The 13019-nt window shown below is 62.9% G+C and carries 10 protein-coding genes; 8 read left to right on the forward strand and 2 right to left on the reverse strand.

All coding sequences use genetic code 11. From position 1 onward, the window contains the following. Window positions 1-30: 30 nt before the first annotated feature. From ACJ8IP_RS20450 to ACJ8IP_RS20475, 6 genes are all read left to right on the forward strand, one after another. Window positions 31-1059 carry an ABC transporter ATP-binding protein gene (locus ACJ8IP_RS20450; RefSeq protein WP_015378790.1) on the forward strand — a complete coding sequence of 343 codons (1029 nt, stop codon included), beginning with the start codon at window positions 31-33 and terminating at the stop codon, window positions 1057-1059. A gap of 1 nt (window position 1060) precedes the next feature. Beyond that, window positions 1061-2005, forward strand: a complete 945-nt coding sequence (locus tag ACJ8IP_RS20455; protein ID WP_047025585.1) for an ABC transporter permease — start codon at window positions 1061-1063, stop codon at window positions 2003-2005. After that, the gene (locus ACJ8IP_RS20460) at window positions 1995-2801 is read left to right on the forward strand and encodes an ABC transporter permease (RefSeq protein ID WP_016929774.1); all 807 of its coding nucleotides are present in this window, start codon (window positions 1995-1997) and stop codon (window positions 2799-2801) included. The genes ACJ8IP_RS20455 and ACJ8IP_RS20460 overlap by 11 nt, the downstream gene beginning before the upstream one ends. Before the next feature lie 35 nt (window positions 2802-2836). Next, window positions 2837-4261, forward strand: a complete 1425-nt coding sequence (gene patD, locus ACJ8IP_RS20465) for an aminobutyraldehyde dehydrogenase (RefSeq protein ID WP_033651578.1) — start codon at window positions 2837-2839, stop codon at window positions 4259-4261. Between the two features lie 85 nt (window positions 4262-4346). Further along, the gene (locus ACJ8IP_RS20470; RefSeq protein WP_069100606.1) at window positions 4347-6257 is read left to right on the forward strand and encodes an NAD(P)-binding protein; all 1911 of its coding nucleotides are present in this window, start codon (window positions 4347-4349) and stop codon (window positions 6255-6257) included. Beyond that, window positions 6254-7438 (forward strand): c-type cytochrome, encoded by a 1185-nt coding sequence (locus tag ACJ8IP_RS20475; RefSeq protein WP_442524504.1) that lies wholly within the window; start codon window positions 6254-6256, stop codon window positions 7436-7438. The genes ACJ8IP_RS20470 and ACJ8IP_RS20475 overlap by 4 nt, the downstream gene beginning before the upstream one ends. A gap of 37 nt (window positions 7439-7475) precedes the next feature. Here the strand turns inward: ACJ8IP_RS20475 and hmpA are convergent, their stop codons facing one another. Further along, on the reverse strand, window positions 7476-8666 hold the full coding sequence (hmpA, locus tag ACJ8IP_RS20480; RefSeq protein WP_164106887.1) for an NO-inducible flavohemoprotein: 1191 nt from the start codon (window positions 8664-8666) through the stop codon (window positions 7476-7478). 357 nt (window positions 8667-9023) lie between these two features. On the opposite strand from hmpA, the gene glyA reads away from it, so the two are divergent. Both glyA and ACJ8IP_RS20490 read left to right on the forward strand, forming a co-directional pair. Then, entirely contained in the window at window positions 9024-10277 is a 1254-nt protein-coding gene (gene glyA / locus ACJ8IP_RS20485; protein WP_047570908.1) for a serine hydroxymethyltransferase, read from the forward strand. Window positions 10278-10433: 156 nt separating this feature from the next. Beyond that, the gene (locus ACJ8IP_RS20490) at window positions 10434-11579 is read left to right on the forward strand and encodes a 3-phenylpropionate MFS transporter (protein ID WP_108681767.1); all 1146 of its coding nucleotides are present in this window, start codon (window positions 10434-10436) and stop codon (window positions 11577-11579) included. On the opposite strand, the gene csiE is transcribed toward ACJ8IP_RS20490, so the two are convergent. Beyond that, window positions 11580-12845, reverse strand: coding sequence for a stationary phase inducible protein CsiE (gene csiE, locus ACJ8IP_RS20495; RefSeq protein ID WP_033651573.1), 1266 nt, complete (start codon window positions 12843-12845; stop codon window positions 11580-11582). Window positions 12846-13019 lie beyond the last annotated feature (174 nt).

Consider the following 13019-nt stretch of genomic DNA (forward strand, 5'->3'; position numbering starts at 1 on the left):
CCCGAATTACATCCGTATGGAGCACAGAAAATGACCATTGCCGTGCAATTCATCGATGTTTCGCGGACTTTCGGCGATGTTCGCGCCGTGGATCGGGTATCCATCGATATTCAGGACGGGGAATTCTTCTCCATGCTCGGGCCATCCGGCTCGGGCAAAACCACCTGCCTGCGCCTGATCGCCGGCTTTGAACAGCTGACTTCCGGCTCGATTCGCATTCACGGTCAGGAAGCCGCCAACCTGCCGCCGTATCAGCGCGACGTGAACACCGTGTTTCAGGATTACGCGCTGTTCCCGCACATGTCGGTGCTGGAAAACGTCGCCTACGGCCTGATGGTGAAGGGCGTCGCCAAACGTGAGCGGCTGGCGCGGGCGCAAGAGGCGCTGGAGAGCGTGGCGCTCGGTTTCGTCGCCGAACGCAAACCGGCGCACCTGTCGGGCGGCCAGCGCCAGCGCGTGGCGTTAGCGCGCGCGCTGGTCAATCGGCCGCGGGTGCTGCTGCTGGACGAGCCGCTCGGCGCGCTGGATCTCAAGCTGCGCGAGCAGATGCAGGGCGAGCTGAAGAAGCTGCAGCGTCAGCTGGGCATCACCTTTATCTTCGTCACCCACGATCAAAGCGAAGCGCTGTCGATGTCCGATCGGGTGGCGGTGTTCAATAACGGCCGCATCGAACAGGTGGATACGCCGCGCGAGCTTTACATGCGGCCGAAGACGCCGTTCGTCGCCGAGTTCGTCGGCACCTCCAACGTGGTGCGCAGCGAGCTGGCGCAGCGCCTGCTCGGCGAAAGCCGAACCTTCTCGATCCGGCCGGAACATATCCGCCTGCTGGAGCAAGGCGGCGCGGCGCAGGACGAGATCCAGGTGCAGGGCACGCTGCAGGAAATCCATTACCAGGGCGCGGCCACACGCTATGAAATCGCGCTGAACGGCGGCGAAAAGCTGTTGGTCAGCCAGGCCAATCCGCAGTGGATCGCCGAAGGGCAACAGCGGCAGATCGGCCAGCCGATCGTCGCCTGCTGGCCGCGCGCGGCGATGGTGCCGTTGCTGGAGGAGAGGTGAGATGGACATGAGCATCGATTCCCCCTCGACGCGCGGCGGCACCGTGCGCGCGCTGTCGACCTGGCTTTATCGCCGGCCGACGCTGTATCTGCTTTTGCTGCTGGTGCCGCCGCTGCTGTGGTTCGGCGCGGTGTACCTCGGTTCGCTGCTGACGCTGCTGTGGCAAGGATTTTACACCTTCGACGATTTCACCATGGCGGTGACGCCGGATCTGACCTTCGCCAACCTGGCGGCGCTGTTCAACCCGGCCAACTACGACATTATCCTGCGCACGCTGACCATGGCGGTGCTGGTGTCGCTGGCCAGCGCGGCGCTGGCGTTCCCCATCGCCTATTACATGGCGCGTTACACCAGCGGCCGCGTCAAGGCGTTCTTTTACATCGCCGTGATGATGCCGATGTGGGCCAGCTATATCGTCAAAGCCTATGCCTGGACTTTGCTGCTGGCGAAAGACGGCGTGGCGCAGTGGTTCCTGCAGCACCTGGGGCTGGAGCCGCTGTTGGCGTCGCTGCTGACGGTGCCCGGCGTCGGTGGCAACACGCTGTCGACCTCGGGGCTGGGGCGTTTTCTGGTGTTCGTCTATATCTGGCTGCCGTTCATGATCCTGCCGATCCAGGCGGCGCTGGAGCGCCTGCCGCCCTCGCTGCTGCACGCTTCGGCGGATCTGGGCGCCCGGCCGGCGCAGACCTTCCGCCACGTCATTTTGCCGCTGGCGGTGCCGGGCATCGCCGCCGGATCGATCTTCACCTTCTCGCTGACACTGGGCGACTTTATCGTGCCGCAGCTGGTGGGGCCGCCGGGCTATTTCATCGGCAGCATGGTGTACGCCCAGCAGGGCGCGATCGGCAATATGCCGATGGCTGCGGCCTTTACGCTGGTGCCGATCGTCCTGATCGCCATCTATCTTTCCATCGTCAAACGTCTGGGGGCTTTCGATGCACTCTGAACGCGCGCCCTTAGGGCTGAAGCTGGCCGCCTGGGGCGGACTTGTCTTCCTGCATTTCCCGTTGGCGATCATCGCCATCTACGCCTTCAACACCGAGGACGCGGCCTTCAGCTTCCCGCCGAAGGGCTTCACGCTGCACTGGTTCAACGTCGCCGCCGGGCGGCAGGACATTATCGATGCGGTGTTGCTGTCGGCGCAGATCGCCTGCCTGGCGACCGCCATCGCACTGGTGCTCGGCACCCTGGCGGCGGCGGCGCTGTATCGGCGCGATTTCTTCGGCAAGGACAGCATTTCGCTGCTGTTGCTGCTGCCGATTGCGCTGCCGGGGATCGTCACCGGCCTGGCGCTGCTGGCGGCGTTCAAGGCGCTGAACATCGAGCCCGGCATCCTGACCATCGTCGTCGGCCATGCGACGTTCTGCGTGGTGATCGTGTTCAACAACGTCATCGCCCGGTTCCGCCGCACCTCGTACAGCCTGATCGAAGCGTCGATGGATCTCGGCGCCGACGGCTGGCAAACCTTCCGTTACGTGATCTTGCCGAACCTCGGCTCGGCGCTGCTGGCCGGGGGCATGCTGGCGTTCGCGCTGTCGTTCGACGAAATCATCGTGACCACCTTTACTGCCGGCCACGAGCGCACGCTGCCGCTGTGGCTGCTGAACCAGCTCGGCCGCCCGCGCGACGTGCCAATCACCAACGTGGTGGCGCTGTCGGTGATGCTGTTGACCATGCTGCCGATCCTCGGCGCTTACTACCTGACCAAAGGTGGAGAAAGCGTCGCCGGCAGCGGCAAATAATTTCCTTACCCGACCTCTGACAAAAGGATAACCCTATGCAAAGCCAACTGTTGATTGACGGCCAACTGGTGAATGGCCAGGGCGCGACCCAGCCGGTGTATAACCCGGCGACCGGCGAAGTGATCGCGCAGGTGGCGGAGGCCAGCCCGGAGCAGGTCGATCGCGCGGTGCTGGCGGCGGACGCCGCGTTCGCCGCCTGGGGGCAAACCACGCCGAAGGAGCGCGCCGAGCATCTGCTCAAGCTGGCGGATCTGATCGACGAGCATGCCGAGACCTTCGCCAGGCTGGAGTCGCTCAACTGCGGCAAGCCTTATCACTGCGTATTGAATGACGAACTGCCGGCGGTGGCCGACGTGTTTCGCTTCTTCGCCGGGGCCAGCCGCTGCCTGACCGGCATGGCCGCCGGCGAGTATCTGGCCGGGCACACTTCGATGATCCGCCGCGATCCGCTCGGCGTGGTGGCCTCGATCGCGCCGTGGAACTACCCGCTGATGATGGCGGCCTGGAAACTGGCGCCGGCGTTGGCGGCGGGCAACTGCGTGGTGATCAAGCCTTCTGAGCAGACGCCGCTGACCACTTTCAAACTGGCCGAACTGGCCGCCGGGCTGTTCCCGCCGGGCGTGCTCAACGTGCTGTTCGGGCGCGGCGCCGGCGTGGGCGATCGGCTGACCGGGCATGACAAGGTGCGCATGGTGTCGCTGACCGGGTCGATCGCCACCGGCGAGCACATTATCGCCCACACCGCCGCCGGCATTAAGCGCACTCATATGGAGCTGGGCGGCAAGGCGCCGGTGCTGGTGTTTGACGATGCCGATCTGCAGCAGGTGGTCGACGGCATTCGCGGTTTCGGCTTCTACAACGCCGGGCAGGATTGCACCGCCGCTTGCCGCATCTACGCGCAGAAAAGCATTTATCCCGAGCTGGTCAAGCGGTTGGGCGAGGCGGTGGCCAGCCTGAAGATCGGCGCGCCGGACGACGAGAGCACCGAGCTGGGGCCGTTGATTACCGCCCAGCATCTGGAGCGGGTGGCCGGTTTTGTCGAGCGAGCCAAAGCGTTGCCGCACGTACAGGTGGTGACCGGCGGCGAGAAGGTGAAAGGGCCGGGCTACTACTTCCAGCCGACGCTGTTGGCGGGCGCGCGCCAGGACGATGAGATCGTGCAGCGCGAAGTGTTCGGCCCGGTGGTGACGGTGACGCCGTTCGACGACGAAGAGCAGGTGCTGGCCTGGGCGAACGAATCCAATTACGGGCTGGCGTCGTCCGTGTGGACCCGCGACGTGGGCCGCGCGCATCGCTTAAGCGCCCGCCTGCAATACGGCTGCACCTGGGTGAACACCCACTTCATGTTGGTGAGCGAAATGCCGCACGGCGGCCAGAAATTGTCCGGCTACGGCAAGGATATGTCGATGTACGGGCTGGAGGATTACACGGCCATTCGTCATGTAATGTTCAAACATTGATTTTACAGTAATTATCCGCACAATAGCGCGGCCTTTGAGCCGGCTCCGGCCGGCTGATGATAATAAAAATTGAAAGGAAGCCTATATGGGTATCACCAGACGCGATTTTCTCAACGGAGTGGCGATCACCATCGCCGCCGGGTTGACGCCGCTGCAAATCTTGCGCGCGTCGCCGCAAACCGCCAATCAAACCCTGTACTATCCGCCGGCGCTGACCGGGTTGCGGGGCAACCATCCGGGCTCGTTCGAGCATGCGCACCAGTTGGGGCGCGACGGCAAAACCTTTGATTTCGGCAGCGTACCCGCCGTTGAAGAGTTCGATCTGGTGGTGGTCGGCGCCGGCATCAGCGGGCTGGCGGCCGCCTGTTTCTGGCAGCAACTGAAAGGCGAGCGGCAGCGCATTCTTTTGATCGACAACCACGACGACTTCGGCGGCCACGCCAAGCGCAACGAGTTCAACAGCGACGACGGCATGCTGCTCGGCTACGGCGGCAGCGAATCGTTGCAGTCGCCGCGCTCCAACTTCAGCCCGGTGGCGATGGGGCTGCTGCGCAAGCTCGGCGTCGATATCGACCAACTGGAGCAGGCTTTCGACACCACCTTCTACCCGGATTTGAATTTGAGCCGCGGGGTTTACTTCGATCGCAAGAACTTCGGCGTCGACAAGGTGGTGAGCGGCGATCCGGGGCGCACGGTGGCGGACGACATTCCGCGCGATCGGCTCAACGGCCGTTCTTATGAAGCGTTCATCGGCGATTTCCCGCTGCCGGAAAGCGATCGCCAGGCGCTGATCGCGCTACACACGGTGGAGAAGGATTATCTGCCAGAGATGACGCTGGAGCAGAAGGTCGAGTGGCTCGATACCCACAGCTATACCCAGTTCCTGCGCGAGAAGGTGGGCCTGAGCGAACTGGCGATCCGCTATTTCCAGCAGACCACCAACGACTTCCAGGCGGTGGGTATTGACGGCACCTCGTGCAGCGATGCGCGCATCTGCGATCTGCCGGGCCTTGACGGCATGAATCTGCCGCCGCTGGACGAAGAGTCGCAGGCGGATCTCGACGATCCTTACGTGTTCCACTTCCCGGACGGCAACGCCACGCTGGCGCGCCTGATGGTGCGCCAACTGATCCCGGCGGTGGCGCCGGCCGGCAAGGACATGAACGATGTGGTGCTGGCCAAATTCGACTACAGCCAGCTCGATCGGCCGGAATCGCCGGTGAAGCTGCGTTTGAACAGCACCGGGCTGCACGCGGCCAACGTCGGCGACAAGGTGGAAGTCACCTACATGACCGGCGAGAAGATGACCAAAGTGCGCGCCGGGCAGGTGGTGATGGCCGGCTACAACATGATGATCCCGTATCTGGTGCCGGAGATGTCGCACGAGCAGCAGGAGGCGCTGAAGCAGAACGTCAAGGCGCCGCTGGTGTACAGCAAGGTGGTGATCCGCAACTGGCAGCCGTTCATCAAGCTGGGCGTGCACGAGGTCTATTCGCCGGCCGCGCCGTACAGCCGCGTGAAGCTGGACTATCCGGTGAGCATGGGCGGCTATCAGCACCCGCGCGATCCGGATCGGCCGATCGGCCTGCATATGGTGTATGTGCCGACGCTGCCGGGCAGCGGCCTCAGCACGCGCGAACAGTCGCGCAAAGGGCGCGCGCTGCTGCTGGGCACGCCGTTCGAAGTGCACGAACAGATGATCCGCGAACAGCTGCAGGGCATGCTGGGCGAGGCCGGTTTCGACCATCAGCGCGACATTCAGGCGATCACCGTCAACCGCTGGTCGCACGGTTACTCCTACTTCCTCAACGGGCTGTTTGACGACGAAGACGAAGCCAAGAAAATCATCGAAACGGCGCGGCAGCCGATCGGCAAGATCGCTATCGCCAACTCCGATGCCGACTGGAGCCCGTACGCCAACTCGGCGATCGATCAGGCGTGGCGCGCGGTGAACGAACTGGCCTACGGCAAGGTTGCCGCCAAGGAGGGAGCATGAGTCTGCGTTCGCTGTACCTGTTGAGCCTGCTGGCCGCCGGCGGCTCGGCCCAGGCGATGTCGGCCGGGGAATACGTCGCCAAAGCCGGTGACTGTACCGCCTGCCATGCCGCACCGGGCGGCGCCGAATTGGCGGGCGGCATGAAGTTCCCGACGCCGCTCGGGGCTATCTACGCCACCAACATCACGCCGGACAAGCTGCACGGCATCGGCGCTTACTCGTTCGAAGAGTTCGATCGCGCCATGCGTCAGGGGATCGCCAAAGACGGTCACCGGCTTTATCCGGCGATGCCGTACACCTCGTACGCCAAAATGAGCGCGGAAGACATGCGCGCGCTGTATGACTATCTGATGAACGAGGTGCCGGCGCAGAACGTCGCCAACCGCGCCAGCGACATCAGCTGGCCGCTGTCGATGCGTTGGCCGCTGGCGGTGTGGAACCAGCTGTTCCACGACGACCAGCCGTATCAGGCCGATCCGCAGCAAAGTGCCGAGTGGAACCGCGGCGCCTACCTGGTGCAGGGCGCGGGCCACTGCGGCAGCTGCCATACGCCGCGCGGTTGGGCGATGCAGGAGAAGGGGCTGGACGGTAAGGAACCGGTGTTCCTGAGCGGCGCCGAGCTGGACGGCTGGTACGCTTCCAACCTGCGCGGCCTGCCGCCGGAAGAGGTGACGGCGCTGCTGAAAACCGGCCGCAGCCGCCATGCGGCGGTCGCCGGGCCGATGAGCGAGGTGGTGGCCCACAGCACGCAGTACCTCAGCGACGGCGATCTGAACGCCATCGCGGTGTACCTGCGCAGCCTGGCGCCGGACACCGTCGCCGGGGCCGCCTCGAAGGTTGCGCTGGCGGATAATCCGAGCGGCAAGGCGACCTATGCGATGTATTGCTCGACCTGCCACGGCAATAAGGGAGAGGGCACCGACTTCACCATCCCGGCGCTGGCGGGCAACGCCACGGTAACGGCGGACAATCCGCTGACCGCGCTGCGGGTGGTGCTGGAAGGGGCGCATACCCCGATCACGCAGCAGGCGATGGCGCTCGGGATGCCGGCTTACGGCTGGGCGTTGAACGACCGGCAGGCGGCCGACCTGATGAGCTATCTGCGGGGAAGCTGGGGCAACCAGGCGGCGCCGGTAACGGTGCAGCAGGTGCAGGACGCGCGCCAACTGCAGGCGAAATGAAGAGGGAGCGCGGTCTGACGGCCGCGCTCCGCAAGCATTACAGCACCTTATGCGGGCCGAAGCATTCGTAGTGGATGCGTTCGGCCTCTACGCCCATCTCCAGCAGCTGTTTGCCCACGAACTGCATGAAGGCCACCGGGCCGCAGAAGTAATAGTGCATTTGCGGATCGGCCAGGCTGCCGCGCAGCGCGCTCAAATCCATCAATCCGCGGCTGTGGTAGTCGCGGCCTTCCACGTCATCGGCGCCCGGCTCGCGGTACCACACATGGCGGCTAAGATTCGGCATGCGCCCGGCAATATCCGCCACTTCCTCGGCAAAGGCATGCACGCTGCCGTTTTCCGCCGCGTGCAGCCAGTGGACCTGCGCCTGGTGTTGGTTGTCGTGCAGGCTGTTGAGCATGCCGAGCATCGGGGTTTGGCCGACGCCGGCGGAGATCAGCGCCACCGGCGTGGTCGGCGCCACGTCGAGGAAGAAGTCGCCGTGCGGCGGGGCGATGTCGATCACGTCGCCTTCCTGCGCCTGCCGGTGCAGGTAGTTGGACACTTTCCCCTGATCTTCGCGCTTCACCGCGATGCGGTAGAACTCGCCGTTCGGTGAGGTGGTCAGCGAGTACTGGCGAATTTCCTGATGCTCCAGGCTGTCGTGCTTGATGTAGACCGCCAGGTATTGCCCCGGTTTGAAGTCCGCCACCCGGCCGCCGTCCACCGGCGCCAGCACGAAGCTGCAGATCACGTCGCTCTGCGGCTGTTTCTTCAGGATGCGGAATGCGCGCAGATCGCGCCAGCCGCCGTTGTCGGTTTCGCTCTGCTGATAAATCTGCTCTTCACGCTGAATAAACACGTTGGCCAGCACGCCGTAGGCTTTGCCCCAGGCGTCCAACACTTCCTGACCCGGGCTGAACATTTCGTCCAGCGTCGCCAGCAGGTGGCCGCCGACGATTTGGTATTGTTCCGGCTGGATATTGAAGCTGGTGTGCTTCTGCGCGATGCGCTCCACCGCCGGCAGCAGCGCCGCCAGGTTCTCGATGTTGGCGGCATAGGCGCAGATGGCGTCGAACAACGCCTGACGCTGATCGCCGTTGCGCTGGTTGCTCATGTTGAAAATGTCTTTCAATTCCGGGTTGTGCGCGAACATGCGATCGTAAAAGTGGGCGGTCAGCTTCGGCCCGGTCGCAGCCAGCAGGGGAAGGGTGGATTTTACGGTAGCGATGGTTTGGCTATCCAGCATGGGAGCGCTCCTTGGGTTGGGATCTTGACGAGAATTTTAATGATGTATTTTAAATGCATCTTATTGAGTTCCACGCCGCTTGTAAATACCCTTGTTTTCGTTGCGGTGTTCTTCCGGCGTCGATCGCGCTCACAGAACATGAAAAAAGCGCATCGTTCGCATGAGGAAATGTCCGTTGATAAACGGCGGCGTTTAGCGGATCAAAGCCTTGCGCCGCCTTATGCCAATCGTTTGCGTAAAAACCTCTGTCAAGACCTATCTTCGGTGGGGCGAAACGGTTTACACTGTGGCCCAGAACCCAAACGGGTAGTTATTTGGTGATTTTTTAGTTAGCTGATTTAAGTCAGGAGATGCCGGATGTTAAAGCGTGAAATGAACATTGCCGATTACGATGCGGAACTGTGGCGTGCCATGGAGCAGGAAGTGGTGCGTCAGGAAGAGCACATCGAGCTGATCGCGTCTGAGAACTACACCAGCCCGCGCGTGATGCAGGCTCAGGGTTCCCAGCTGACCAACAAATACGCTGAAGGCTATCCGGGCAAGCGTTACTACGGCGGCTGCGAATACGTGGATATCGTTGAGCAGCTGGCTATCGACCGCGCCAAAGAATTGTTCGGCGCCGATTACGCCAACGTGCAGCCGCACTCCGGCTCCCAGGCTAACTTCGCCGTTTACACCGCGCTGCTGCAGCCGGGCGACACCATTCTGGGCATGAACCTGGCGCACGGCGGCCACCTGACCCACGGTTCCCCGGTTAACCTGTCCGGCAAACTGTATAACGTGGTGCCTTACGGCATCGACGACAAAGGTCAAATCGACTATGACGATCTGGCCAAGCAGGCGCAAACCCACAAGCCGAAAATGATCATCGGCGGCTTCTCCGCCTACTCCGGCGTGGTTGACTGGGCCAAAATGCGCGAAATCGCCGACAGCATCGGCGCTTACCTGTTCGTCGACATGGCGCACGTGGCGGGCCTGATCGCCGCCGGCGTGTACCCGAACCCGGTACCGCACGCACACATCGTCACCACCACCACCCACAAAACCCTGGCGGGCCCGCGCGGCGGCCTGATCCTGGCGAAGGGCGGCGACGAAGATCTGTATAAGAAGCTGAACTCCGCCGTGTTCCCTGGCGGCCAGGGCGGCCCGCTGATGCACGTGATCGCCGGCAAGGCGGTGGCGTTGAAAGAAGCGATGGAGCCTGAGTTCAAGGTTTACCAGCAGCAAGTGGCGGTCAACGCCAAGGCGATGGTGGACGTGTTCCTGCAGCGCGGCTACAAAGTGGTCTCCGGCGGCACCCATAACCACCTGTTCCTGCTGGATCTGGTCGATAAAAACCTGACCGGTAAAGAAGCGGACGCCGCCCTGGGCCGCGCCAACATCACCGTCAACAAAAACAGCGTGCCGAACGATCCGAAGAGCCCGTTCGTCACCTCCGGCGTGCGTATCGGCACCCCAGCCGTGACCCGTCGCGGCTTCAAAGAGGCCGACGTGCGCGAACTGGCCGGTTGGATCTGCGATGTGCTGGACAACATCAACGATGAAGCCACCATCGAACGCACCAAGAAGAAAGTGCTGGATATCTGCGCCCGCCTGCCGGTTTACGCATAATCCCGCTTTTGCCTGATAAAACCCGCTGCGGCGGGTTTTTTTGTGGCCGCTCGCGGTAAACTGTGAGCTGTCTGGCACTCTAACGCATTGAAGCGGAATGAAGATTGCGGGGCGGTGTGAGCTCTGTCAAAGTATTGCCCTCACTCCGGAGGGATCATGGTTCTGCAATCCACGCGTTGGCTCGCGCTCAGTTATTTCACCTACTTTTTTTCCTACGGCATTTTCTTACCGTTCTGGGGCGTGTGGCTGAAAGGCGAGGGCATCGCGCCCGAAACCATCGGCATATTGCTCGGCGCCGGTTTGGTGGCCCGCTTCCTCGGCAGTTTACTGATTGCTCCCCGCGTTAAAGATCCCTCTCATCTGGTTTCCGCGCTGCGCCTGCTGGCGCTGCTGACCCTGGCTTTCGCGGTTGGCTTCTGCTTCGGCAACGGCTGGGGCTGGCTGATGCTGGTGATAGCGGGCTTCAACCTGTTCTTCTCGCCGCTGGTGCCGCTGACCGACGCGCTGGCCGCCACCTGGCAAAAGCAGATCCGCATGGACTATGGCCGGGTGCGGCTGTGGGGCTCGCTGGCGTTCGTCATCGGCTCGGCGCTGACCGGGCAACTGGTGGCGGTGTGGGGCCATAACGCCATTCTCTACAGCCTGATCCTCAGCGTGCTGGCGATGCTGCTGGGCATGCTGCTGAAGCCGAGCGTGATGCCGCAGGGCGAAGCGCGCACGCACGGCGGGGCCGAGCGTTCGCTGTGGGCGCTGTTGAAAGAAGGGCCGGTGTGGCGCTTCCTGCTGTGCGTCACGCTGCTGCAGGGCGCGCACGCCGGCTACTACAGCTTCGGCTCCATTTACTGGCAGGAGGCGGGCTATTCGGCCTCGACCATCGGTTATCTGTGGTCGCTGGGCGTGGTGGCGGAAGTGATTATTTTCGCCAGCAGCAACGTGCTGTTCCGCCGCTGGAATGCGCGCAACCTGCTGCTGCTTTCCGCCTGTTGCGGCGTGTTGCGCTGGAGCCTGATGGCCTACAGCACCGAGCTGGGCTGGCTGCTGCTGATCCAGATCCTGCATTGCGGCACCTTCACCGTCTGCCATCTGGCGGCGATGCGCTTTATCGCCGCGCGCCAGGGGCAAGAGGTGATCCGGCTGCAGGCGGTGTATTCGGCGCTGGCGATGGGCGGCGGTATCGCCGTCATGACGGTCATTGCCGGGTTCCTGTTCGAACATTGGCAGGGCGGGGTATTCTGGGTGATGGCGGCGGTCGCGGTGCCGGCCTTGTTCATCCGGCCGCCGGCGGTCAGCGTCAGCCGGTGATTAAGGGGCTTCCAGCAGCGCGCGGATGGCCTGGCGCTGGCGGTTTTCCAGCGGCAGTTCGGTATAGATCAGCGGCGGGTGTGGAGCGCTGTGCACCGCCGCGTAGGGGGTGATCACCAGCGTGACGCCCTGCGGCGCTCCGCCGCACAGATAGTCGCTCAGCGGCAGATACTTGATGTTCAGCGGCAGCAGCGTGAGCTCGCGGATCTGATATTCCACTTCCTCTTCCAACTGCGGGTTATCCAGCGTCAGCAGCAGCACCTGTTTTTCCTGCAGCGCGTTGTCCTGCATCAGCCAGGCGCCGAAGCTGATGGCCACCAGGCCCGCCTCCTCGTTGGAAAAATGCACGCCGTACTCCTGCTCCAGCGGTTTCAACGCTTCCTGCGTGGTGCGCATCAGCCGCGGGTATTTGCGCACCACTTCTTCCAGCAGCATATTGTCGATGCCGATGGCGAAACGGCAGCGCTCCAGCGCCGGCGCCAGATGGGCGAACAGCTGGCTGACCAGCTCCGCCTTGCTGCTGAAAGCCATGCCGGACAGCTGCTGGAACCGCTCGACCATGCTGTCGATCGCCGTCATCAACCGCTGCTCATGCGCCGAGTCGTTGCTGTGGTAGCTGTGGCTTTTCAACAGGGTGAAGGTCAGCGCCAGGAAATCGCGCTCGTCCGCGTGCGGCGGCTGGTTAAACAGCCGGTTGCAGGTCTGATGCAGCCAGGCGGCGGCTTGCTGCTCCGGTTTTTGCCGCAGCCAGTCGCGCTGAACGGCGTCGAAACACGGGTGTTGCTGCAGGCGGTTTTGCCAGGCGCAGTAGAGCAGATAATGCTGCAGGAATTGGCGGTCGCGCGCGTCAAAGTGACGATTGAGCAGCGGCTCGCAGGCGTCGAGCGACTGGGCCAACAGCGATGTCAACTCGGCATCGGCCGCCAGCGCTTGCCGCAGGCGCGGGGCGAAATCGTCTTCGACGAACCGCGGGCTGCAGCGCAGGGTGCGCCTTAGCCAATGGAGCAGGCACAGGCGTTGGTTGAGCGCGCTGCCCCTCAATCGGTAGCCATGGTCGGGATCGACGGCGATCTCCAGATGGTGGAAACGCTGGATTTCACTGGCCACCTCGGCTATATCTTGCCGGGTTATCGGGGGGGCGACGCCATTGATTCGGCTGAGGGTCTCCAGCTGTAACTCGGGCTCCGGCGTGTACAGCATCAGCAGCAGATGGCAGCGCCGTTGTTGTCCGGAGAGCTCAGGCACGGGAGAGGTGTCCAGGCTCATATCACCTTCCGGCATAAAAGGTTGCGATTATGCCTAAGCATAGCAAAAGGCTTTGTGCCGGCAGGGTTAACGCGCGGCTTTTACTTCGGCTTACAACTTTCGTCACAAATATCGCCGGCAGAGGCGGGCCGTTCGACATTTATTTGTGTTACGTTATAACAAATATAGTAAAGC

The organism is Serratia sp. CY52157, assembly GCF_052168495.1.
Classification (GTDB): domain Bacteria; phylum Pseudomonadota; class Gammaproteobacteria; order Enterobacterales; family Enterobacteriaceae; genus Serratia; species Serratia ureilytica.